At 36.7% G+C, this 23,999-nt stretch carries 27 protein-coding genes and 1 rRNA gene; 27 read left to right on the top strand and 1 reads right to left on the bottom strand.

The annotated features are described in order from the left end of the window. The 11 genes from rrf to rsmI all read left to right on the top strand — a co-directional run. Positions 1–109: ribosomal RNA gene (gene rrf / locus F7888_RS19140) — 5S ribosomal RNA — on the top strand; the annotation flags it as partial. A gap of 992 nt (positions 110–1,101) precedes the next feature. Beyond that, positions 1,102–1,305, top strand: coding sequence for a sigma factor G inhibitor Gin (locus tag F7888_RS19135; RefSeq protein WP_225228896.1), 204 nt, complete (start codon positions 1,102–1,104; stop codon positions 1,303–1,305). 101 nt (positions 1,306–1,406) lie between these two features. Then, positions 1,407–2,837 carry an aminotransferase class I/II-fold pyridoxal phosphate-dependent enzyme gene (locus tag F7888_RS19130; RefSeq protein ID WP_191782381.1) on the top strand — a complete coding sequence of 477 codons (1,431 nt, stop codon included), beginning with the start codon at positions 1,407–1,409 and terminating at the stop codon, positions 2,835–2,837. A gap of 22 nt (positions 2,838–2,859) precedes the next feature. Further along, a complete protein-coding gene (tmk, locus tag F7888_RS19125) occupies positions 2,860–3,480 on the top strand; it encodes a dTMP kinase (protein ID WP_191782346.1) in 621 nt (206 codons plus the stop codon). A 278-nt stretch (positions 3,481–3,758) separates the two neighbouring features. Further along, positions 3,759–4,088, top strand: a complete 330-nt coding sequence (locus F7888_RS19120) for a cyclic-di-AMP receptor (protein WP_191782344.1) — start codon at positions 3,759–3,761, stop codon at positions 4,086–4,088. Positions 4,089–4,112: 24 nt separating this feature from the next. Then, on the top strand, positions 4,113–4,553 hold the full coding sequence (locus F7888_RS19115) for a YaaR family protein (protein ID WP_191782342.1): 441 nt from the start codon (positions 4,113–4,115) through the stop codon (positions 4,551–4,553). 19 nt (positions 4,554–4,572) lie between these two features. Then, positions 4,573–5,571, top strand: a complete 999-nt coding sequence (gene holB, locus F7888_RS19110; RefSeq protein ID WP_191782378.1) for a DNA polymerase III subunit delta' — start codon at positions 4,573–4,575, stop codon at positions 5,569–5,571. A 3-nt stretch (positions 5,572–5,574) separates the two neighbouring features. After that, the gene (ricT, locus tag F7888_RS19105) at positions 5,575–6,402 is read left to right on the top strand and encodes a competence/sporulation regulator complex protein RicT (RefSeq protein ID WP_191782341.1); all 828 of its coding nucleotides are present in this window, start codon (positions 5,575–5,577) and stop codon (positions 6,400–6,402) included. A 13-nt stretch (positions 6,403–6,415) separates the two neighbouring features. Further along, entirely contained in the window at positions 6,416–6,775 is a 360-nt protein-coding gene (gene yabA, locus F7888_RS19100; protein ID WP_191782339.1) for a DNA replication initiation control protein YabA, read from the top strand. Positions 6,776–6,871: 96 nt separating this feature from the next. Continuing rightward, a complete protein-coding gene (locus F7888_RS19095; protein ID WP_191782337.1) occupies positions 6,872–7,615 on the top strand; it encodes a tRNA1(Val) (adenine(37)-N6)-methyltransferase in 744 nt (247 codons plus the stop codon). Between the two features lie 21 nt (positions 7,616–7,636). Continuing rightward, the gene (gene rsmI, locus F7888_RS19090; protein ID WP_191782334.1) at positions 7,637–8,515 is read left to right on the top strand and encodes a 16S rRNA (cytidine(1402)-2'-O)-methyltransferase; all 879 of its coding nucleotides are present in this window, start codon (positions 7,637–7,639) and stop codon (positions 8,513–8,515) included. A gap of 61 nt (positions 8,516–8,576) precedes the next feature. Here the strand turns inward: rsmI and F7888_RS19085 are convergent, their stop codons facing one another. After that, complete coding sequence (locus F7888_RS19085; RefSeq protein ID WP_191782331.1) at positions 8,577–8,864, bottom strand: AbrB/MazE/SpoVT family DNA-binding domain-containing protein; 288 nt, start codon at positions 8,862–8,864, stop codon at positions 8,577–8,579. Positions 8,865–9,466: 602 nt separating this feature from the next. On the opposite strand from F7888_RS19085, the gene metG reads away from it, so the two are divergent. From metG to pth, 16 genes are all read left to right on the top strand, one after another. Continuing rightward, positions 9,467–11,443, top strand: coding sequence for a methionine--tRNA ligase (metG, locus tag F7888_RS19080; RefSeq protein ID WP_191782329.1), 1,977 nt, complete (start codon positions 9,467–9,469; stop codon positions 11,441–11,443). Positions 11,444–11,520: 77 nt separating this feature from the next. Then, positions 11,521–12,288: a TatD family hydrolase gene (locus F7888_RS19075; protein ID WP_191782326.1), complete on the top strand. Its 768-nt coding sequence runs from the start codon at positions 11,521–11,523 to the stop codon at positions 12,286–12,288. 225 nt (positions 12,289–12,513) lie between these two features. Then, complete coding sequence (locus F7888_RS19070; protein WP_318246323.1) at positions 12,514–13,710, top strand: ubiquitin-like domain-containing protein; 1,197 nt, start codon at positions 12,514–12,516, stop codon at positions 13,708–13,710. A gap of 119 nt (positions 13,711–13,829) precedes the next feature. Next, positions 13,830–14,381 (top strand): ribonuclease M5, encoded by a 552-nt coding sequence (gene rnmV / locus F7888_RS19065; protein WP_191782324.1) that lies wholly within the window; start codon positions 13,830–13,832, stop codon positions 14,379–14,381. 5 nt (positions 14,382–14,386) lie between these two features. Then, positions 14,387–15,262, top strand: coding sequence for a 16S rRNA (adenine(1518)-N(6)/adenine(1519)-N(6))-dimethyltransferase RsmA (gene rsmA, locus F7888_RS19060; protein ID WP_191782322.1), 876 nt, complete (start codon positions 14,387–14,389; stop codon positions 15,260–15,262). 159 nt (positions 15,263–15,421) lie between these two features. After that, the gene (yabG, locus tag F7888_RS19055; RefSeq protein WP_191782320.1) at positions 15,422–16,306 is read left to right on the top strand and encodes a sporulation peptidase YabG; all 885 of its coding nucleotides are present in this window, start codon (positions 15,422–15,424) and stop codon (positions 16,304–16,306) included. A 231-nt stretch (positions 16,307–16,537) separates the two neighbouring features. Beyond that, complete coding sequence (gene veg / locus F7888_RS19050; protein ID WP_090859560.1) at positions 16,538–16,807, top strand: biofilm formation stimulator Veg; 270 nt, start codon at positions 16,538–16,540, stop codon at positions 16,805–16,807. A 126-nt stretch (positions 16,808–16,933) separates the two neighbouring features. Beyond that, entirely contained in the window at positions 16,934–17,122 is a 189-nt protein-coding gene (locus F7888_RS19045; RefSeq protein WP_191782317.1) for a small, acid-soluble spore protein, alpha/beta type, read from the top strand. Positions 17,123–17,343: 221 nt separating this feature from the next. Beyond that, positions 17,344–18,213, top strand: coding sequence for a 4-(cytidine 5'-diphospho)-2-C-methyl-D-erythritol kinase (gene ispE, locus F7888_RS19040; protein WP_191782316.1), 870 nt, complete (start codon positions 17,344–17,346; stop codon positions 18,211–18,213). Between the two features lie 61 nt (positions 18,214–18,274). Further along, a complete protein-coding gene (purR, locus tag F7888_RS19035; RefSeq protein ID WP_191782313.1) occupies positions 18,275–19,150 on the top strand; it encodes a pur operon repressor in 876 nt (291 codons plus the stop codon). After that, the gene (locus F7888_RS19030; RefSeq protein ID WP_191782311.1) at positions 19,147–19,521 is read left to right on the top strand and encodes a RidA family protein; all 375 of its coding nucleotides are present in this window, start codon (positions 19,147–19,149) and stop codon (positions 19,519–19,521) included. The genes purR and F7888_RS19030 overlap by 4 nt, the downstream gene beginning before the upstream one ends. A 146-nt stretch (positions 19,522–19,667) precedes the next feature. Continuing rightward, complete coding sequence (gene spoVG, locus F7888_RS19025; protein WP_026562422.1) at positions 19,668–19,958, top strand: septation regulator SpoVG; 291 nt, start codon at positions 19,668–19,670, stop codon at positions 19,956–19,958. A gap of 221 nt (positions 19,959–20,179) precedes the next feature. Then, positions 20,180–21,553: a bifunctional UDP-N-acetylglucosamine diphosphorylase/glucosamine-1-phosphate N-acetyltransferase GlmU gene (gene glmU, locus F7888_RS19020; protein WP_191782308.1), complete on the top strand. Its 1,374-nt coding sequence runs from the start codon at positions 20,180–20,182 to the stop codon at positions 21,551–21,553. 27 nt (positions 21,554–21,580) lie between these two features. Next, positions 21,581–22,534, top strand: coding sequence for a ribose-phosphate diphosphokinase (locus F7888_RS19015; protein ID WP_191782306.1), 954 nt, complete (start codon positions 21,581–21,583; stop codon positions 22,532–22,534). Positions 22,535–22,615: 81 nt separating this feature from the next. Then, entirely contained in the window at positions 22,616–23,251 is a 636-nt protein-coding gene (locus tag F7888_RS19010) for a 50S ribosomal protein L25/general stress protein Ctc (RefSeq protein WP_191782303.1), read from the top strand. Positions 23,252–23,354: 103 nt separating this feature from the next. Continuing rightward, positions 23,355–23,915: an aminoacyl-tRNA hydrolase gene (gene pth / locus F7888_RS19005; protein WP_191782301.1), complete on the top strand. Its 561-nt coding sequence runs from the start codon at positions 23,355–23,357 to the stop codon at positions 23,913–23,915. Positions 23,916–23,999 lie beyond the last annotated feature (84 nt).

Below are 23,999 nucleotides of genomic sequence, written 5' to 3'. Positions count from 1 at the left end.
ATTTTGGCGAAGAGGTCACACCCGTTCCCATACCGAACACGGAAGTTAAGCTCTTCAGCGCCGATGGTAGTTGGGGGACTCCCCCTGTGAGAGTAGGACGTCGCTAGGCAAAATAAAAGATCAGTTCCTTTTGGAGCTGGTCTTTTTTGTGTTTTAGATTATTGTCATTTAAGGATATTAAAAGGACAAAACAAGTGCAAATCCCGAGCAAAGTGTCCTGTTAGTGCATCCAATGGGACAAAACAGGAGCAAAGACCAATTGAACTGTCCAATTAGAGCATCCAATAGGACAAAGCAAGTGCAAATCCTGAGCAAAGTGTCCTGTTAGTGCATCCAATGGGACAAAACTAGAATAAAGAACAGCTGAAGTGTCCTGTTGAGGCATCCAATAAGACAAAACAAGAGCAAACCCCGAGCGACCTGTCCTATTGGTCCATCCAATGGGACAAAACAAGAACAAAGACCAATTGAACTGTCCAATTAGAGCATCCAATAGGACAAAGCAAGTGCAAATCCTGAGCAAAGTGTCCTGTTAGTGCATCCAATAGGACAAAACAAGAAAAAAGAACAAGCAAAGTGTCCTGTTGAGACATCTAATAAGACAAAACAAGTGCAAAAGCCTGGCGAAGTGTCCTGTTGGGGCATCTAATAAGACATAACAAGAGAAAATTCCAATTGAAGTGTCCTGTTGACGCATCCAATAAGACAAAGCAAGAGCAAATCCCAAGGGAAGTGTCCTGTTAGGGCATCCAATAAGACAAAACAAGAGCAAATCCAATTGAACTGTCCTATTAGAGCATCCCATAGAACAAAACAAGAGCAAATTCCAATCGACCTGTCCTGTTAACACATCCAATAAGACAAAACACAACCACCCAGCCATCGACCTGTCCCTATTAGCTCACACAAAGTGTCAAAAATAGATTAACCACTCAAACGAAAGAAAAATTATAAAAAATAATAAACTAACATAAAAACAGGCTCAAATTCAACCGACTTATCATAGTTTAAAAGTGATACAAAAAAATAATTGTAGATTAAATTAGAAATTGTGTATACATTTGATACTTATGGGAATGCTGATAATGGAGGTGGAGGCAATTGAGTTCACTCATTACTGAAAGAAATATTGGGGAAACGTGTGTAATATGTGAAGAACAAAAGCAAAGAGGGATTCATTTATACACAAAATTTATTTGCACAGATTGCGAGAAAGATATGATTCAAACGGAAACAAATGACCCGAAATACCTTTATTATCTAAAGAAATTAAGAAGTGTAACGACACCTGAGATATATTCATAGAAATAGGGATCCTTTATAGGGTCCTATTTTTATAGAAAAAAAAGCATAACAATGGTAGATTAATGTTGTACTAACATAAAAAAACTAAGGGACAATCAATGATGAATCAAAAACAAACACCACTATATGATAAACTTATGACACACCAAAAAAGCAATCCAATGTCACTCCATGTCCCAGGGCATCACAATGGACAAGTCTTCCCTCAAGAGAAGACGAGCGGCTTTGAAGAGATATTAAAATTAGATGTAACTGAATTAACCGGAATGGATGATCTTCATGATCCAAGTGGGGTTATTAAAGAAGCCGAGCAATTAACGTCTGAACTCTATGGAGTTGAGAAGAGCTATTTTTTAGTAAACGGTTCAACTGTCGGCAATTTAGCGATGATCCTTGCTACTTGTGAAGAGAATGATGTTGTTTTAGTTCAAAGAAATTCACATAAATCCATTTTGCACGGATTGCAACTGGCATCTGTTAGACCAGTTTTCTTAAGTCCAGAATATGATGAAGTGGCACAAGTAGCTGTTGGCCTATCTATAGAAACTGTAAAATCAGCCATAGAAACACATCCTAATGCAAAAGCAATTATACTTACAAATCCTAATTACTATGGAATGACGATTGATTTAAAGGAAATTATTAAGCTTGCTCATTCTTTATCAATCCCCGTTTTGGTTGATGAAGCACATGGAGCTCATTTCATTCTTGAGAGTTTTCCAATTTCTGCAGTTGAAGCTGGTGCTGATATTGTGGTTAACTCAGCTCATAAGACGCTACCTGCGATGACAATGGGGGCTTATCTTCATTTTAATAGTAAATTAGTAGATCTAAGTCGATTAAACGTCTATCTTCAAATGCTCCAATCGAGTAGTCCATCTTATCCCATTATGGCATCCTTAGATATTGCAAGGTACTACTTAGCACTGATGCAGGAGACAGGGACGAGAGAATTACTCAATGAAATCAATTGGCTTAAAACATCATTAAATGAAATTCCACAAATTAATGTTGTACAAGCACATAAGAATTCAATTGATATTGATCCACTGAAGGTGACGATTCAATCCAACTTCGGTTTGAACGGATTTGAATTACAAGCTCTGTTAGAAAAACAAGGTCTTTTCACAGAAATGGCTGACCCAAATAATGTATTAATGGTTCTCCCTTTAATAAAGGATAGAATCTTTGGGGAAAATTTGATTACAAAGATTAGGGCGATAGTAGAACCATTACCTTGTGTGGACTCTTCACGGAGTTCGTCCTATATTGAAACGGATAAACTAACCGAATTGGGTCTATCTTATAAGCAAATAAAAGGTTACAATAAAAAAGCTGTGCCTTTAAATGAATCAATTGGCTACATGTCAGCTGAAATGATTATTCCCTACCCTCCAGGAATTCCTGTGTTAATGGCTGGAGAGTATATAACGGAAAAACATATGAATATCCTAACAACCTACATAGAAGCAGGTACTCGTTTTCAAGGTAATAAGTTAATTAATCGAACAATTCATATTATAGAATGTTAATACATACATGGGGGCTTTATACATGAAAAATCTTTTTATTGTATTTGAAGGAATTGATGGTTCTGGAACGTCAACGCAATCAAACCTACTTAGAAATTATTATTTGAAAAAGGGTGATCATGCTGTTTTAACATTTGAACCTTCAAGTGGACCAGTAGGACACTTAATTCGTGAAGGACTGAAGAAGCGTGTTGTTTTTAGTGAAAATGAAACACATTTTGATCAACAACTAGCTTATTTATTTGCGGCTGATCGACATGATCATTTGTATAATGATGTTGATGGAGTTTATAAGCTTTTGGGAGATAAGAAGCATGTGATATGTACGCGATATTACTTTTCTTCTCTTGCTTATCACTGCTCAACTGAAGAAGATTTTGCCTTTGTAGGGAATTTGAATTCGAAATTTCCAAATCCTGATTTAGTGATTTATATTGATAATCCGATTGAGATTTCTCTTGAACGCCTACAGCAAAGAACAGTTCAGGATGTGTATGAGAATAAAGAAAAGCTTCTTGCTGTTAAAGAGAATTATAAGAAGATTTTTTCTAAGTATCCGGATAAATTATTAGTTGTTAAAGGGGATAAGCCTGTAAAGGAAATTCACCAAGAAATCATAACGTATATAGAAGCAAATTTTTAAACTAGCTTGCTTATAAAAGCCGTAGTCTGAATACACTCCGCATCCTGTGGGGTAACCAGTGAGTCTCCTCATCCATCGATAGAGGAGATTTTTTTTGTTGTATGACCAAATTAGGTCTTTCGATGGCCGAAATGAAGCTATTTTTTTTGCGTTTTACTTTAAGCTGCTTTTTTTCTTGCTATAATAGAGAGTAAACACATCTCTTGATCTGGTATTTTCCAGAAAACGTAAAATGAAGTTTCCGAGAAAGAATGATAAAATATAAGGAGGCACATAGGATGAAACTAATTATGGCAGTTGTTCAGGACAAAGACAGTAATCGTTTATCCCAAGCATTAGTAGAGCATAACTTTCGAGCAACAAAGTTAGCAAGTACGGGAGGATTTCTACGTTCAGGTAATACAACATTTATGATTGGTGTTGAAGATATTCGTGTAGAGAAAGCCTTGCAAATAATTAATGATAATTGTAAGCACCGTGATCAATTAGTTGCACCTGTCTCTCCAATGGGAGGAAATGCAGACTCCTATGTCCCATATCCAGTAGAAGTAGAAGTGGGTGGGGCAACTGTATTTGTGCTTCCGATTGAACAGTTTCATCAATTTTAGTAAGATAAAAAGGACAGATGAGATATGAAGATAAGTCAAGATGTTAGAATGTCTGTCAATAACGATAGAAGTAACACAATTGTAAGATCTCAAAGCAGTCATTCATTTGGTGTGCAGTTTGCAAAGAATGAACAGAAGCTTCATATAGAACAATTAAATAAATTTATGTCTAATATTGAGAGTGCGGGTCAAAGGCTTGCAAAATCAAGGACATTTAAGGATCTAGCCACATATAAAAAGCTAGTAAAGGATTTTATTCATGAGGCTGTCGAATTTGGATTTGAATTAAAACAATCTCATGATTGGAATTATAATGGCAACTCTAGAACACTCCACCTGGTTGAGAAGGTTGATCAGGAGCTGTTAACTTTAACTAAGGATCTTGTTGACCAAGAAAAGGATTCAATAAATATATTAGATAAGATCGGAGAAATTAAGGGCTTGCTGATTGATTTATACAAGTAAGGTCGAAAGTGTGATTGATGTGCAAAAAACATGGGAAGAGTTATACCAGCAGCAACCAATTGTCATGAAGATGATTGAAAATAGTTTTCGAAAAAAGCGTGTGGCTCATGCGTACATCCTAGAAGGTGCAAAGGGTACTGGTAAGAAAGCAATAAGCCTAAGCTTTGCAAAAGCGTACTTTTGCTTGGAGCCTGAGGATGGTATTAGACCTTGTCTCATGTGTAATAATTGTCGTAGGATTGATTCTGGAAATCATCCTGATCTTCATTTGATTGAGCCAGATGGGTTATCCATTAAAAAAGGGCAAATTCAAGAGCTGCAGGAAGAGTTTTCTAAGACAGGTGTTGAGTCAAATCGAAAGCTCTACATTATTGAACATGCTGACAGAATGACGACTAATGCCGCAAATAGTTTGTTAAAGTTTTTAGAAGAACCAAATAGTCAAACGGTAGCACTCCTAATAACAGAGCAGGTGCACCGTATGCTTGATACCATTCAATCTAGGTGTCAATCACTTTCATTTAAGCCTTTATCTGCAAACATTGTTAAGAATTATTTGATAAAGGAAAAGGCCGTATCTGGCGGCCTAGCATCTATTGTATCTCAAGTGACCAATGATTTAGATGAGGCATACCAAATGAGTCAAGATGAATGGTTTGGACAGTCTAGGGCGATAGTGTTACAATTAAATGAAGTATTAAACACACGTCCAGTTGATGCACTTTTCCTTATTCAGGATAAGTGGCTGCCCCATTTTAAAGAAAAGGCACAATTAGACTTAGGATTAAGCTTATTATTACTTTTATATAGAGATTTAATACAGATCCAAATCGGTGATGAAGATAATGTTGTTTATACTGATCAAATAGATGTATTAAGACAACGCGCACTTCAAACCTCTTCTAGTCGTGTTAGTCAACAAATAGCATTCATTCTTGAGGCTAAGAAACGTCTAAACACCAACATGAATCCACACTTATTAATGGAACAACTGGTATTGAAATTACAGGAGGGGTAAAGCTTGTATGATGTAGTTGGTGTCCGCTTTAAAAAAGCTGGAAAAATCTATTATTTTGATCCAAATGGCTTAACCATTCCTGATGGAGAGTTTGTCATTGTTGAAACTGTTCGAGGGATTGAATTTGGTAAAGTTGTTATAAATAAGAAGCAGGTCGAAGAAAATGATATCGTGCTACCCTTGAAAAAGGTAGTTAGAATCGCAGAACAAAAGGATAAATTAATTGTAAGTGAGAATAAACAAGCAGCTAAGGAAGCGTATGATGTTTGTTTTCAAAAAGTAATAGAACACAATCTAGATATGAAGCTAGTTGATGTAGAATATACATTTGATCGAAACAAAGTCATTTTCTATTTCACAGCTGACGGAAGAGTAGATTTTAGAGAGTTAGTAAAGGATTTAGCAGCCATTTTCCGTACACGTATTGAATTAAGGCAAATAGGTGTAAGGGATGAAGCGAAGATGCTTGGCGGTATTGGCCCATGCGGAAGAATGCTATGCTGTTCAACATTCTTAGGTGATTTTGAGCCAGTTTCTATTAAAATGGCGAAGGATCAAAACCTTTCGTTAAATCCAACAAAAATTTCTGGTCTTTGTGGTCGTTTAATGTGCTGTCTGAAGTATGAGAATGATGAATATGAAACTGCGAAAGAACAATTACCTGATTTAGGTGAAATGCTTCAAACGCCAAGTGGACTTGGAAAAGTAGTAGGATTAAATATTCTAGAGAGAGTACTTCAAGTTGAGTTAGTGGATCGTGAACGTGTAATTGAATACACATGGGATGAGCTACTCAGAGAAGGAGCTGTTTCGATACAAGCCACAGATTAACGAGGTGGATATCGTGGACAAAAAGGACATATTTGAATCTGTTATAAGTATGGAAGAACAAATTGGCCATTTATATCGCCAATTAGGAGATTTAAAACAGCACCTAGGTGAATTGCTTGAAGAAAATCATAATTTAATGGTTGAGAATGATCATTTACGTCGTAGACTAGAAGAACCCATTGTCGAGACGAAGAAAAAAGAAAAGACAGATCATGGGACTAGTGATTCGAAGCAACAACTCGATATCGGTGAGGGCTATGATAATTTAGCCAGACTGTATCAAGAAGGATTTCATATTTGCAATGTGCACTATGGAAGTGTTCGAAAAGATGGAGATTGTTTATTTTGCTTATCCTTCTTAAATAAGAAGTAGGTCTTCCAGTTTTGGAGGACTTTTTTTTGTGTGTTAAGGTGTATACTAAAGAGAATAATACATCATTAAATGTTTGGAATAGAAAGGAATACTTATATGGTAGAAATACAAAATGGGGAGCGGCTAGATCATTTATTAGCTGAGGATCTCAAAATTATACAAAGCCCCTCCGTATTTGCTTTTTCGTTAGATACGGTATTATTAGCTAAGTTTGCATATGTTCCCATTCAAAAGGGAAAAGTGATTGATTTATGTACAGGAAATGGGGTCATCCCGTTATTATTAAGCCTGCGATCTAAGTCAGAGATTACTGGTGTTGAAATCCAAGAGAAAATCTATGATATGGCACAAAGGAGTGTTCAATATAATCAGTTAGAAGATCGCATTCAATTGATTCATGGAGATTTGAAGGACATGCCTTCTAGACTTGGACACGGGAAATTTGATGTGGTTACATGCAATCCTCCCTATTTTCAAACGCCAGGGAAGGATGAAATGAATAAGAACGAGCACTTAGCCATTGCAAGGCATGAAATCTATTGTACCTTAGAGGATGTCATTCGAGTGAGCAGTCAACTCGTGAAACAAGGTGGCAAGGTGGCACTTGTTCATCGACCAGGTCGACTATTAGATATTTTGACATTAATGAGAGCTCATCGCTTAGAGCCAAAACGGATGAGATTTGTTTATCCTAAAGAAGGTAAGGAAGCAAATACACTTTTAATTGAAGGAATTAAAGATGGAAAACCAGATTTAAAAATCCTCCCCCCACTGATTGTATATAATCAAAATAATGAATACACGGCAGAAGTAAATGACATTCTTTATGATGGCAAATAACGAAAGAGAGGAGAGATTTCGATGTGGCAACAGAAGAGTTTTCAAGGAAACGCTGACGTTGGTACCCTATATTTAGTACCAACACCAATAGGTAACTTAGATGATATGACGTTTCGTGCAATTAAGACATTAAAAGAAGCTGATATTATTGCAGCAGAGGATACAAGACATTCAAAAAAGCTCTGTAATTATTTCGAAATCACGACACCTATTATTAGTTACCATGATCATAATAAAGAAGTAAGTGGAGACAAGATTATTGGGTTATTAAAAGAAGGAAAGAACATTGCTCTGGTAAGTGATGCAGGTCTCCCAACCATTTCTGATCCAGGCTATGAGCTTGTCGTCCAGGCAGTATCAGAGAAATTATTTGTTGTTCCATTACCTGGAGCTAATGCAGCTTTAACAGCGATGATTGCATCAGGATTACGTACACAACCCTTCTATTTTTATGGCTTTTTAGATCGTCAAAAGAAAGAAAAAAAGCTACAATTGGAAGGTTTAAAACGAATTGAAGCAACTTTAATCTTTTATGAAGCACCACATCGCCTCAAAGAAACACTTCAGGTGATGAGAGAGATTCTAGGGAACCGTCAGATTTCAATTTCTAGAGAGCTTACAAAGAAATTTGAAGAATTTATACGTGGGGACTTAGACCGTGTTATAGAATGGTCAAAAAGTGATCAAATCAGAGGTGAATTTTGTCTGATTGTTGAAGGGGCCAATTCATCAGATTTAGAGGCTGAAGAAGATGAAAGCTGGTGGATTCAATTTTCAATCGAGGAGCATGTCAATCATTACATAACTAATAAGGAATTCTCTGTGAAGGATGCAATCAAGGAAGTATCGAAGGACCGTCAATTACCGAAGCGGGAAATCTATAATACTTATCATAAATAATGAACAATAAAAATGAGGCTATCTCCTAAATTGTTAGGTGATAGCCTCAAGTATATTTAAATTAGTTATTTACTTTTTCTAAGTTATTATTAAGCTCTTGAAGGATTTGTTCTGCACCTTCACGACTTAACACAATTTTACCACCAGCAAGTGTGATGTTTGAATCAGACACTTCACCAGTAATGTGGCAAGTCATATTTGGCTTGTATTTCTTTAAGATGATTTTTTCATCATCAACATAAATTTCAAGTGCATCTTTCTCTGCGATTCCTAATGTGCGTCGTAATTCGATTGGAATAACAACACGTCCTAATTCATCAACTTTACGTACAATACCAGTAGATTTCATTAAAAAGTTCCCCTCTCTCGACCTATAAACTATTTATTTTCATTTCATTCATTAATTCGTCATTATTCGACAAAAAACTTATAGATTAATAATAACAAGGTTTCCAATAAACGTCAATAACTAATTACAAATGTTTGAAGTTATATAAAAAACTGTATGTCTATATCCACAAAACGCTGTTATGACAATATTTTTTATATGATAAATCGCGAGAAATAATATATTAATATAATTTAAATTATAGTTGAATGCTATATGTAATTCGACAAATAGTGCACAATAATTCGACATGTGTACAATCTGAATTTATTACATATACATCCATATATAGAAATAACAGCTATTATTGTTAATAAACTGTTATGTAAACATAACAATGGTTCGTATGAAATCGTTATTTTTTAAGGGTCGTATCATTGCATATCTCCCTTTTTTTAGGTATATTTTGTTGGTAGAAGAGGAATAGATGAATTTGTGAAGAATTTATTTTATGATAGTTAAGGTACATATACTAAGATGATTTTTTTCATGCTGTAGAATAGCAGGTTTGATTTTTGATGCTTTTCTTCTATAGATATGAAGGTGAAAGAGGAGGTTTATGAATGGAAAATAAAACGTTTTATATTACAACACCGATTTATTATCCAAGTGGTAAATTACATATTGGACATGCGTATACTACTGTCGCAGGAGACGCGTTAGCTCGTTATAAGAGATTACGTGGTTATGATGTCATGTACTTAACTGGTACAGATGAACACGGACAAAAAATTCAACGTAAGGCTGAGGAACAAGGAATCACACCACAAAGCTATGTTGATGAGATCGTTGCTGGTATCCAAGAACTATGGTCGAAAATGGACATTTCGTATGATGATTTTATTCGTACAACAGAAGATCGACACAAGAATGTGGTCGAAAAGATCTTCAAGCAATTATTAGATCAAGGTGATATTTATTTAGATCAATATGAAGGCTGGTATTCTGTGCCAGACGAAACCTTCTATACCGAGCTTCAGTTAGTAGACGCAATTATGGAGAATGGAAAGATTGTTGGAGGTAAGAGCCCTGACAGTGGCCATCCAGTTGAATTGGTAAAAGAAGAGTCTTATTTCTTCAGAATGGGGAAATATGTAGACAGATTGCTACAGTATTATGAAGAAAATCCTGATTTCATTCAACCAGAATCTAGGAAGAATGAAATGATTAATAACTTTATCAAACCAGGGTTAGAGGATCTGGCAGTTTCAAGAACAACCTTCAATTGGGGAGTAAAGGTACCTGGAGATCCAAAGCATGTTATCTATGTATGGATTGATGCTCTTTCTAATTATATTACAGCTTTAGGATATGGATCAGATAATGATGCAGCTTATTTAAAATATTGGCCAGCAGATGTCCATCTTGTTGGGAAGGAAATTGTTCGTTTCCACACGATTTATTGGCCAATTATGTTGATGGCACTAGACATCCCATTACCTAAAAAAGTATTTGCACACGGCTGGCTTTTGATGAAGGATGGAAAAATGTCTAAGTCAAAAGGTAATGTTGTCGATCCTGTGACATTAATTGATCGTTATGGATTAGATGCTCTTCGCTATTATTTATTAAGAGAAGTTCCATTTGGTTCAGATGGTGTATTTACACCTGAAAGCTTTGTAGAGCGTATTAACTTTGATTTAGCAAATGATCTTGGGAATTTATTAAACCGTACGATTGCTATGATTGATAAGTATTTTGATGGTAAGGTTCCTACTTATAAGGGGGAAGTTACTGAGTTTGATCAATCATTAGTTTCTTTAATAAAGGATAGCCAAGATAAGTATGAGGAAGCTCTTGATAATCTTGAGTTTTCTGTTGCACTAACAGTCTTATGGCAAATGATAAGTAGAACGAACAAATACATTGATGAAACACAGCCTTGGGTTCTTGCAAAGGATGAGGCCAACAAAGATGCATTGGCATCAGTTATGTCTCATTTAGCTGAATCATTACGATTTGCGGCAGTGATGCTTCAACCGTTCTTAACAACAACGCCTGCTCAAATCTTTACACAATTAGGATTGACGGATGAATCTTATCAATCCTGGGATAGCTTGAAGGAATTCGGTTTGAAGGCAGAAGGAGTTACTGTATCAAAGGGTAATCCAATCTTCCCAAGATTAGAAATGGATGTAGAAATTGAGTTCATTAAATCGCAAATGCAGGGTTCAGCACCGAAGGAAGAGGAAAAAAAGGTTGAGGTTCCAACAGTAGATGAGATCTCCATCGATGAATTTATGAAAGTAGATTTACGAGTGGCAGAAGTTCTACATGCAGAGCCTGTGAAGAAAACCGACAAATTAATGAAAATTCAACTTGATTTAGGCTATGAAAAACGCCAGGTTGTATCAGGGATTGCTAAGTTTTATTCTCCAGAGGATTTAGTTGGTAGAAAAGTCATATGTGTGACAAATTTAAAGCCGGTTAAACTAAGAGGAGAGCTATCCCAAGGAATGATTCTAGCGGGTAGTGAAGATGGAATGTTATCACTTGCGACTGTGGATCAAAACCTTCCAAATGGGTCAAAGGTTAAATAAATAGTAGGAAAAGAAGAATGGGACAGAGGAATCTGTTCCTTTCTCTTTTATCGTTATAGAATATGAAGGAGGAAGCCATGTTAATCGATACACATGCACATTTAAATGCACTGCAGTATGAAGAAGATGTTGAAGAGGTAATTGAACGTGCTTTAGCTGAAGGGGTTTCACGAATTGTAGTTGTGGGATTTGATCGTGATACCATTACAAAAGCGATGGAGCTCATTGATCAATATGACTTTATTTATGCAACAATTGGATGGCATCCTGTTGATGCAATTGATATGACAGATGAAGATTTAGAATGGATTGAGAAGCTCTCAGAGCACCCGAAGGTTGTTGGAATTGGTGAAATGGGACTTGATTATTACTGGGATAAATCACCTAAGGATGTTCAGAAAGAAGTATTTAGGAAACAAATTGCGTTAGCGAAAAAAGTGAAATTACCCATTATTATTCATAATCGAGATGCAACTGCTGATATTGTGGAAATCCTAAAGGAGGAAAATGCAGCAGAAGTGGGAGGAATTATGCATTGCTTTACTGGTAGCTATGAGGTGGCTAAACAATGTATGGATATGAATTTCTATATTTCGTTTGGCGGACCAGTGACGTTTAAGAATGCTAAACAACCGAAAGAAGTGGCCAAGCAAATTCCACTAGATCGACTATTAATTGAAACAGATTGTCCTTATTTAACCCCTCATCCATTTAGAGGAAAACGAAATGAACCTGCTTATGTGAAGTACATTGCAGAGCAAATTGCAGAGTTGAAAGAGGTTACATTTGAGGAAATTGCCGAAAAAACATCCGACAATGCAAAGAAAATTTTCGACATTAGCTGATAAATTTTTTTGTTAAATCTTGGAGAAACTTGTCCGATAGGTGAAAATTAGAAAATGTTCTACAAACCTCTTCTCATACATATATTTCTTTGTCGACAAGTTCTCCTTTCTTTTTTTAAAGAAGGTTTGCATAATTAGGATTACGGTCCAGGGTGAAGAGGAGGGGTTGACAGCGAGAAGGAATGTTTATATAATCTCTCCGAGGAGAAGGAGGCGTTTTTCATCGTGTTAAAAAACATGAAAAAGCTGTTATCCGAGTCAATGAAAAAGAAGAGATTCATAGTCTCAGTTAGTAGTTTACTAGCATTTGCAGCTGCAGGCACGGCCTATGGCGCATATGAAGTATCAAAAGAAACCGTAAAGGTATCATTGGATGGAGAAGAACAGGTAATAAGGACGCACGCAAAAACGGTTCAAGAGGTTCTAAATGAATTTAACGTTGAACTGCGTGAAGAAGACCATTTATCCCATGAACTAGAAGATAAAATTAAGCAGGACATGACCATTGTTTGGGAAGCAGCTGTTCCAGTGACCATTGAAATTGGTGAAGATGAGGAACGGGTATGGACAACATTGGATACAGTTCAAGAGTTGCTTGCATTTAAAGAAATCGAGCTTAATGAGCACGACATCATTTCACCTGAAGTAGACACAGATATAACGAAGGATTTAACTGTATCTATTGAGAAAGCATTTGAGTTAACAATGGATGTTGGCGGAGAAGAAAAAAAGGTTTGGTCCACTTCGACTACGGTCGCTGACTTTTTAAAAAATCAAAATATCACACTTGGAAAATTGGATCGTGTAGAACCAGAAATGGATCAAGAGATTGCAGAAGATAGTGTAGTAAAAGTCATTCGTGTAGAAAAAGTCACCGATGTAGTGGAAGAACCAATCTCCTACGCAGTTGTAACGAAGAAAGACGATTCTCTTGAAAAAGGGAAGCAACAGGTGGTTAATGCTGGTAAAGAAGGTAAGCTTGAAAAGCATTATGAAGTAGTTCTTGAGAACGGTAAGGAAGTTTCAAGAGAATTACTTAAGAAAGAAACAGTCTCAGAAAGCGTGAACCGCGTTGTAGCTGTTGGCACAAAAGTGATCCAAAAGCAAGTATCAAGAAGCAATGACTCTGTTTCTAAAGAGTTCTATGTATCTTCTACTGCCTATACAGCCAATTGTACGGGGTGTTCAGGTACGACTAGTACTGGAATAAATCTAAAGGCAAATCCGAATTCAAAGGTTATTGCTGTTGACCCTAGTGTGATTCCTTTAGGAACGAAGGTATATGTAGAAGGCTACGGATATGCAATAGCAGGTGACACGGGTTCAAGTATTAAAGGCAATAAGATTGATGTATTCTTTGCTGATAAATCCCAAGCCTATCGTTGGGGTACAAAAAAGGTGAAAATTAAAATCTTAAACTAGAATGACGATACAGGAGATTTTTATCTCCTGTTTTTTTACGTTATAATAAAGGGAAATTTTGCTTCTATACTAATAGACGTATTCACCTGGTTAAAAGTTTCACTTTATTGGAGGAAAAAATGTTAATTAAAGAGATAATTGTTGTAGAAGGAAAAGATGATACAGTAGCTATAAAAAGAGCTGTGAATGCAGATACGATAGAAACAAATGGTTCAGCTGTTAATCAGGAAACACTTGAGAAGATTAAATTAGCGATGCAGGTGAGAGGTGTTATTATATTCACAGACCCAGATTATCCTGGAGAGAGAATTCGACATATTGTTTCTGAAGCCGTACCAGGTTGTAAGCATGCATTCTTACCCAAATCAGAAGCCATCCCGAAAAAAGGAAAAGGACTTGGTGTGGAGCATGCGTCTGTAGAAGCGATTAGAGAGGCATTGAAATCGGTCCAGCAGGAAATGGAGGAAATCTCAACTGAAATCAGTTTTGAGGATCTTGTTGATGCTGGATTAATTGGTGGTCCACAAGCAAAAGAGCGAAGAGAAAAACTCGGACTGCTTTTGAAAATTGGATATACTAATGGAAAACAACTACATAAACGATTAAAAATGTTTAAAATATCTAGAGAATCATTTGCAGCAGCAATAAAAGAAGTGATACAGGGGGATTAATAGAAGTGAATAAGGATATAGCTACACCACTACGAACAAAAGCAATATTAGAGAAATATGGATTTTCTTTTAAGAAGAGCTTAGGACAAAATTTTCTAATTGATACAAATATATTAAATCGGATTGTTGATCATGCTGAGTTAACAGAAGCATCGGGTGCAATTGAAATCGGACCAGGAATTGGTGCCTTAACCGAACAAATTGCAAAAAGAGCAAAAAAAGTTGTAGCTTTTGAAATTGATCAAAGACTCTTACCAATCCTAAAGGATACCTTATCACCTTATCCTCATGTTGAAGTCATTCACCAGGATATCTTAAAAGCTGATGTCTCAACTGTAGTAAATGAAACAATGGACGGTATAGAAGATATTATGGTTGTTGCGAATTTACCTTATTACGTGACTACACCGATTATTATGAAGTTGTTAGAAGAGCAGCTACCGATTCGTGGGATGGTCGTTATGCTTCAGAAGGAGGTAGCTGAGCGTATATCAGCTAAACCGGGAACAAAGGACTACGGATCACTTTCAATTGCCGTACAGTATTATACAAAGGCTGAGGTTGTAATGATTGTTCCAAGAACAGTATTTGTTCCACAGCCAAACGTCGATTCTGCTGTTATTCGTTTGCTTAGAAGACCAGAACCTGCAGTGAAAGTGAAAAATGAAGAGTTTTTCTTTGATATTGTACGAGCTTCATTTGCCCAAAGAAGAAAAACGATTCTTAACAACCTAATTAGCGGGATCCCTGATGGGAAAGAGAAAAAATCTGTGATTGAGAAATGTCTAGCAGATGCAGAAATTGATCCAAGAAGACGAGGAGAGACACTATCAATCGAAGAATTTGGTCGATTAAGTGATCTTTTGCTTGATTCTCTATAAGAATGTAAAAAGCTTATTTCAGGAGAGTTCCTTGAGATAAGCTTTTTTTATGACCAATGATTGCTCATATCGGCTTTCACCCATTGTCTGAAGCATGCATAAGCTAGGGTAAGGTTTATGCCTTGGATAAATAATGATCACTACTATGGAGTGAAGAGAATGGAAGTTAAAGTGGGGGACATTGTGAGTCGTAAATCCTACAAAGGGGATTTATTATTCCGTGTGATTGATATTAAAGTAGAGCGAGGCAATCAAAAGGTTGCGATTTTATATGGAGAAGACGTTCGATTAATGGCAGATGCACCTTATCAGGATTTGCTTTTAATTACAGAAACGGAAAAACAAGAAAGAAAACATGCTGAAGATAAAATGATTGAGCATTCATATCATCTTTTTCGACAAGATTATCAATTGATCAGACAAAAGAATGAGTATAATGCCACAGGTGGATATACAAACGAACAAGACTATTTTCAAATGCCTGGACGTGTTCTTCATATTGATGGAGATCCAGTATATTTAAAGAAATGCTTAGCTCTTTATGAAAAACTAGGTGTACCAGTCTATGGTGTTCATAGTGATGAGAAGGAAATGCCAGAGAAAGTAGGCGGATTAATTGATCGCTTTCGTCCCGATATTCTTGTCATTACTGGACATGATGCCTACTCTAAATCTAAGGGAAAGATGTCAGAGTTAAAAGCGTACCGACACTCCATGTATTTTGCTCAAACGGTTAGACAGGCAAGGAAGAAAGTGCCTCATCTAGATCAGCTTGTCATCTTTGCAGGTGCCTGTCAATCTCATTTTGAATCACTGATTCGCGCTGGAGCGAATTTTGCTAGCTCTCCATCGCGAGTCAATATCCATGCACTTGATCCTGTCTATATTGTTGCCAAGATTAGCTTTACTCCTTTTGTGGAGAGAGTAAATGTGTGGGATATATTGAGAAATACATTAACAGGAGAGAAAGGGCTTGGTGGTGTTGAGACAAAAGGGTTACTACGAACTGGTATGCCTTTTAGATCCTATAATGATCAATCCTAATCCTAAAAGCTAGCCTCAAACCTACTTATTTGAGGTAGCTTTTGGGTTCGTTTAAAAATTTTTAAAATTGCTTACATATTTCAGGAAATCTCGTACACAATATTGGTAGTAAGGTGAAAATTTTGTTGTAAAATAATGATTGACAATCAAATTGTTTCACTGTTATAATTTAAATTTTGTTTGACAAAATTTTGTTCGGTGTGTTATACTACATATAGTGAGGTGGAGTGAATGGGTAAAACGTTGCTAGATATTAAAAAGAATTTAGACTTTAATCTTGGCAAGCGACTTACATTAAAAGCTAATGGTGGTCGTAGAAAAACGATAGAGCGCTCTGGAGTGCTTGCGGAAACATATCCCTCAGTGTTTGTAATAGAACTTGATCAGGATGAGAATTCATTTGAGAGAGTATCTTATAGCTATGCAGACGTATTAACTGAAACCGTTCAACTTACATTTTTTGATGAGACAACTGGGAATTTAGCGATAAGTGGGCAGTAGACATTGGTTTGCTGCTTTTTGTTTACCAAAAAATCAAAAAGTATACATAATATAGGCACAACCCTTCAAATACTAATGAAAGTAACTAGCTTTTATTTGGTGAGATGAAAAGGAGCTGTCTTTCGTATGAGTAGGCGAAAAGGGTTAATGTCAAACCAATTTAAAGAAGAATTAGCAAAGGATTTAGGCTTTTATAACAGGGTCCACGATGAAGGATGGGGAGCTATTAAGGCAACAGAAGCTGGTAATATGGTCAAAAGGGCCATTGAAATTGCCCAAAACCAATTAGCTTCGAATGGAAAGTCGAAATCCTAATCATTTGATATTCATCACATAACTTAACAGCCGGAGCTTTCGCTTCGGCTTTTTTTGCAATAAAATACACGCGTGTCGAATGTAGCATTTTTCTAATTTATTTTGTGGTACAATATCGGTAATAACATGAAATTGAGTGGAGAAATGTACATATTAATCAATGCTTTTGAGACGTTAGCCAAGCAATTTTTATGAAGTGAATGACGAAGTAGGTGGATTTAGTGAAATTATTAGTAAAAGCTCCGGCGAAAATCAACTTGGCGCTTGATGTCCTAGGAAAGCGGTCTGATGGTTTTCATGAGGTAAAAATGATCATGACAACCATTGATCTTGCAGACCGAATTGAGCTAGTGAAATTACAAGAGGATAAAATTAAGATTATCTCTCATAGCCGATATGTGCCAGACGATAATCGAAATCTTGCATTTCAGGCAGCCAATCTGTTGAAAAAACGATATAACGTTAAGAGTGGTGTATCTATTACGATTATGAAGGCGATTCCTGTAGCTGCAGGTTTGGCTGGAGGAAGTAGCGATGCAGCTGCTACATTAAGAGGATTGAATAAGCTTTGGAACTTGCAGTTAAGTTTGGACGAGCTTGCAGAAATCGGAGCGGAAATTGGATCGGATGTTTCTTTTTGCGTGTATGGAGGAACGGCCATTGCTACAGGTCGAGGAGAGAAGATTGAACATATTGAATCACCGCCACATTGTTGGGTGATTCTTGCTAAACCTTCAATTGGAGTATCGACAGCGGATGTCTACAAAAATCTTTCATTAGACACGATTAACCATCCTAATGTAGATGGAATGGTTAAGGCAATTAAGAATCAAAGCTACCAGGATATTTGCAGTCTAGTTGGAAATGTATTAGAAGATGTTACGTTAAAGATGCATCCTGAAGTAGCGAACATTAAGGACCAAATGAAGAAATTTGGAGCAGATGCGGTTTTAATGAGCGGAAGTGGCCCCACTGTCTTTGGATTAGTTCAGCATGATTCGAGAATGCAGAGGATCTATAATGGGTTGCGAGGCTTCTGTGATCAAGTATATGCTGTACGATTAATAGGAGAGCGAAATACGCTTGATTAAATCCGTATATTAATGGTATATTTACTATTAAATATTCGGATTTTGTGGAGGTATTATAAAAATGAAATTTCGTCGCAGCAGTAGACTGGTAGATATGACGAATTACTTGCTGGAGCATCCGCAGCATTTAGTATCTCTGTCTTATTTTGCAGATCGATATGATTCAGCAAAATCTTCAATCAGTGAAGATTTAACCATCATTAAGCAAACATTTGAGCAGCAAGGGATTGGTACGCTTTTAACGGTAGCAGGAGCAGCGGGTGGTGTTCGATTTATTCCGCATATCGGTGTAAGTGAAGCAAAAGCATTTATTGATCATCTTTGTGAACAAATTGCTAAACCAGAACGAATCTTACCAGGTGGTTATTTATACTTAACGGATCTCCTTGGGAATCCAAAGCTTGTGAATCAAATTGGAAAGTTATATGCTTCTGTATATAGTGGCCGCGAAATCGATGTTGTCATGACGGTTGCCACAAAGGGGATTCCCCTTGCTTATGCAGTAGCCAATTATTTAAATGTTCCTGTTGTCATTGTTAGACGTGATAGCAAGGTAACTGAAGGATCAACAGTAAGTATCAATTATGTTTCAGGTTCTTCAAAGCGCATTCAAACGATGGGACTAGCGAAGCGAAGTCTTCAGGAAGGCTCTAATGTTCTAATTATTGATGACTTCATGAAGGCTGGTGGTACCATCAATGGAATGATTAATATCCTTGAAGAATTCAATGCCAATGTAGCAGGTATTGGTGTACTGGTTGAATCTGAGGATATTGAAGAGCGTTTAGTTGATGAGTATATTTCCTTGGTCAAATTGACTCGTGTAGATGTAAAAGAAAAGCAAATTCAACTTGAACTTGGGAATTATTTTAATTTTTTAAAGGATATTCAAGAGATTGATCATTCAAATGAAATTGAAATGGAGGAAGAGAAATGAAAATTGTTCAAACAAATGATGCACCACAAGCCATCGGACCATATTCACAAGGAATTGTCGTAAACAATATGTTTTATAGTTCAGGGCAAATTCCTCTAACAGCTGAAGGGCAGTTAGTTGAAGGTGGAATTAAAGAACAAGCAGAACAAGTCTTTCAAAATTTAGCTGCCGTATTAAAAGCAGCAGGAGCTTCGTTTGAGTCGGTTGTGAAAGCGACTGTTTTTATCAAAAACATGGATGACTTTGCTGATTTAAATGAGGTCTATGGAACTTATTTCTCGTCTCATAAGCCAGCTCGTTCTTGTGTAGAGGTAGCTCGCCTGCCAAAAGATGTCCTAGTAGAAATTGAATTAATTGCGCTTGTTAAGTAAGTTTCGTTAAAAATTCCATCTGTTCACCAAATTTTGAAAAAAATTAAAAATTTTTTCTGTTTATGCAGGAGATTAAGAATTTTAGTTGAATAATATAACTAAGTTTTATCTTTGTTTATTATCAACGGAAAAAGGTGGTGAACAGAATGGAAGTAACTGACGTAAGATTACGCCGTGTGAATACCGAAGGCCGTATGAGAGCGATTGCTTCGATTACATTAGATCATGAATTTGTTGTTCATGATATTCGAGTGATTGATGGAAACAATGGTTTGTTTGTTGCAATGCCAAGTAAGCGTACTCCTGATGGAGAGTTTAGAGATATTGCGCATCCAATTAATTCAAGTACACGTGGAAAGATTCAAGATGCTGTACTAGCTGAGTATCACCGTCTAGGTGAATTAGAAGTTGAGTTTGAAGAAGCTGGAGCATCGTAACATTTAAATAAAACATCGAAGAGCCTACATCAAGTATAGGCTCTTTTTTTCTACTAATTAAATCTCTTAAAAATCCTTCGCACCATTCTCCTAATTCCCTCATCATAATGATAATCCTTCACTTATTTTTAACTTAATCATAGAGTTTTGTATGTTTCCTTGAAATAGTACGGTTTTTAAGATATATTCGTAATGGATAAAAAGGTTATTGGAGGCCTAAAATGACAAATCGGTTTGCGGTGATTTTAGCAGCAGGTCAAGGAACAAGAATGAAGTCTAAATTATATAAAGTGCTACACCCAGTTTGTGGTAAACCAATGGTTCAACATGTCGTTGATCAAGTGGCTGCACTACAGACACAGAAGTTAGTGACGATAATTGGCCATGGAGCTGAGTTAGTGAAGTCACAGCTAGGGGAGAGTAGTGAATATGCTTTACAAGAGGAACAGCTAGGGACTGCACATGCTGTGATGCAAGCTGCTCCGCTTTTAGAAGGGCAAGAAGGCGTCACATTAGTTGTATGTGGTGATACACCATTAATTACTTCTACGACGATGGAAGAATTGTTAAAGCACCATGAGCAAGTCGGTGCTAAGGCGACGATTCTTACTGCTCATGCAGAGGATCCAACAGGTTACGGTCGTATTATTCGAGACGAGAATGGGAATGTCGAGAAGATTGTCGAACATAAGGATGCTAGTGAGCAAGAGCGCTCTGTCCGAGAAATCAATACAGGTACGTATTGCTTTGATAATCAATTATTATTCGATGCTCTAAAGAACGTTTCAAATCACAATGTACAAGGTGAATATTATTTACCAGATGTCATTGAAATCTTGAAAAATCAAGGGCATATCGTTTCAGCCTATCAGACAATGAGTTTCGCTGAAACATTAGGGGTCAATGATCGATATGCATTAAGTCAGGCAGAAAAAACGATGAAGCTCCGCATTAACAAACAGCATATGCTTAATGGGGTTACTATCATTGATCCTGACAATACGTATATTGGTGCAGATGTATCTATTGGTCAGGATACTGTGATTCTTCCAGGAACGATTATTTCAGGGTCTTCGAGCATTGCATCAAATTGTGAAATTGGTCCACATACTGAAATTAGAGAGTGTAAGATTGGAGAAAGAACGGTTATAAGACAATCAGTTGCACATAATAGCAGTATTGGAAATGATGTAAATATTGGGCCATTCGCACATATTAGACCAGATTCTATGATTGATGATGAAGTAAAAGTAGGTAACTTTGTTGAACTTAAGAAAGCTGTGTTTGGGAAGGGAAGTAAGGCTTCTCATCTAAGCTATATTGGCGATGCTGAAGTTGGCGCAGATGTGAATATCGGCTGTGGTACCATTACTGTTAATTATGATGGTAAGAATAAGTATCTGACAAAAATAGAAGATGGTGTATTCGTCGGTTGTAATTCGAATCTAATTGCACCTGTTACAATTGGGAAGGATGCATATATTGCCGCAGGGTCAACGATCAATCAAGATGTCCCAAGCAAAGCATTATCGATTGCCCGAGCAAGACAGGTAAATAAGGAAAACTATATAGATAAATTAAATAAAAATGAATAATAATTCCTAATGGAGGCTTTAATTAACATGTCGAAACAATATTTAAATTCTAGTTTGAAAATCTTTTCGTTAAATTCCAATCGCGGGTTAGCTGAGGAAATTGCTAAAGAAGTAGGAATAGAGCTTGGAAAATGTTCTGTAGATCGTTTTAGTGATGGTGAAATTCAGATCAATATCGAAGAAAGTATTCGAGGTTGTGATGTTTTTGTGATTCAGTCGACAAGCGGACCTGTTAATGAACACATTATGGAATTATTAATTATGATTGATGCACTAAAACGTGCGGCTGCAAAAACAATCACAATTGTAATGCCTTACTATGGCTATGCACGTCAAGACCGTAAAGCACGTGCTAGAGAGCCAATTACAGCTAAGCTGATTGCTAATCTATTAGAAACGGCTGGCGCAACTCGTGTCATCACATTAGATTTACATGCTCCTCAGATTCAAGGGTTTTTCGATATCTTAATTGATCATCTAATGGGTGTACCAATTTTAGCTGATTATTTCAAGAATAAAAACCTTAACGATATTGTCATTGTTTCTCCTGACCATGGCGGTGTGACAAGAACACGTAAGCTTGCTGACAGATTAAAAGCTCCGATTGCTATTATTGATAAGCGCAGACCACGACCAAATGTGGCTGAAATTATGAATATTGTTGGGCATATTGAAGGGAAAACGGCCATTCTTATTGATGATATCATTGATACAGCAGGTACGATTACCCTTGCAGCTAATGCATTGATCGAAAATGGTGCAACTGAGGTATACGCATGCTGTACTCACCCAGTCTTATCAGGACCTGCTATTGAAAGAATTCAAAATTCAAAAATCAAAGAATTAGTTGTAACAAATACAATTGAATTACCAGAGGAAAAGAAAATTGATAAGATCGTTGAACTTTCAGTTGCTAAGCTAATTAGTGAAGCGATTATTAGAGTGTACGAGGATCAATCAGTAAGTACTCTTTTTGATTGATTTTTATAAACATGTTGTTTAGACCTTCCAAGTTTAGGATATTTTATAGATATCACGATAAATATTAGGAGGGTTTACAACATGGCAGTTCGTTTAGAAGCAATGCCTCGAACAGGGGAAAAACACTCGAGTATACGAAAAATTAGACAAGAAGGAAATATACCAGCGATTTTAAATGGAGCTAATAAAAGTGAGCCTATTTACATTAATAGTATTGAATTCTTGAAAACCATTCGTGAAGCAGGTAGAAATGGAATTATCAATCTTTCTGTTAATCAGGAACAGCATCCTGTCATGATTCACGAAATTCAAAAGGATTCGATTAAAGGTGATGTTCTTCATGCAGATTTCCAGATTGTTAATATGTCTGAGAAGGTGGAAGTAGAAGTAGGGATTCACTTAGTTGGAGATGCAATAGGAGTGAAGGATGGTGGCGTACTTCAGCAGCCTCTGCATCAACTCTTAATTAAGTCATTACCTTCTGATATTCCACAATCAATCGAGGTTGATATAAGCAGCTTAGAAGTAGGGGCAACACTTGTTGTAGGTGATCTTCCAGCTACAGGTGCTTATGAAATTCTTCAAGACAAAGAACAGGTAGTTGCTTCAATACTCGCTCCACGTCAGGAAGAAGAGATTAGTACTGGTGAAGAGCAAGAAGAAGGAATCCCTGAATCAGTAGAAGGACGCGAAGAAGAACCACCAGCTGGTGAATAAAATGTAGGCTGACCGCTAGTGTCTTGTATCACGTATAGGTGATTTGAGATACTTTCCATATGGTCAGCTTTTTTTACACTTCAAGGTCTAAGGGGGGACTATAATGAAATGTATCGTTGGGCTGGGTAATCCAGGAAAACAATATGAAGAAACAAGACATAATGTTGGCTTTAAAGTCATTGATGAGCTTTCAAACCGATTAAATATTCCGTTAGATCAATCTAAGCATAAAGGAATATACGGAATAGGGAATATTTTTGGTCAAAGAGTTCTAATTTTGAAGCCTCTTACATATATGAATTTATCGGGCGAATCGATTAGAGCCGTTCTAGATTACTATGACATAGAGGTTGAGGACCTAGTTGTGATTTATGATGATCTTGACCTTCCTGTTGGGAAAATCCGAATCCGCACAAAGGGGAGTGCAGGTGGGCATAATGGAATTAAGTCAACCATCGCCCATTTAGGAACACAGGAATTTAATCGTATCCGAATTGGAATTGACCGTCCAAAAAATGGAATGAAGGTGCCTGACTATGTATTGGGACGATTCTTGGAGGAAGAAGTTCAAGAGGTTCAAGAGTCCGTAAAGAAATCAGCAAGTGCATGTGAGAAGTGGTTAACCACACCTTTTTTGCAGGTCATGAATGAGTTCAATCAATAAGGTGCGATTTTTTAAGAGTACATGAAGTTAAATTAGACGGTTATCATAAAATAGTGGTACGATGAATAAAGCACCACTTAACTG

Source organism: Litchfieldia stipae, assembly GCF_014837155.1.
GTDB lineage: Bacteria > Bacillota > Bacilli > Bacillales > Bacillaceae_L > Litchfieldia.
The sequence above is the reverse complement of the archived record's forward strand: the minus strand, read 5'-3'. Positions and strand labels throughout refer to the sequence as shown.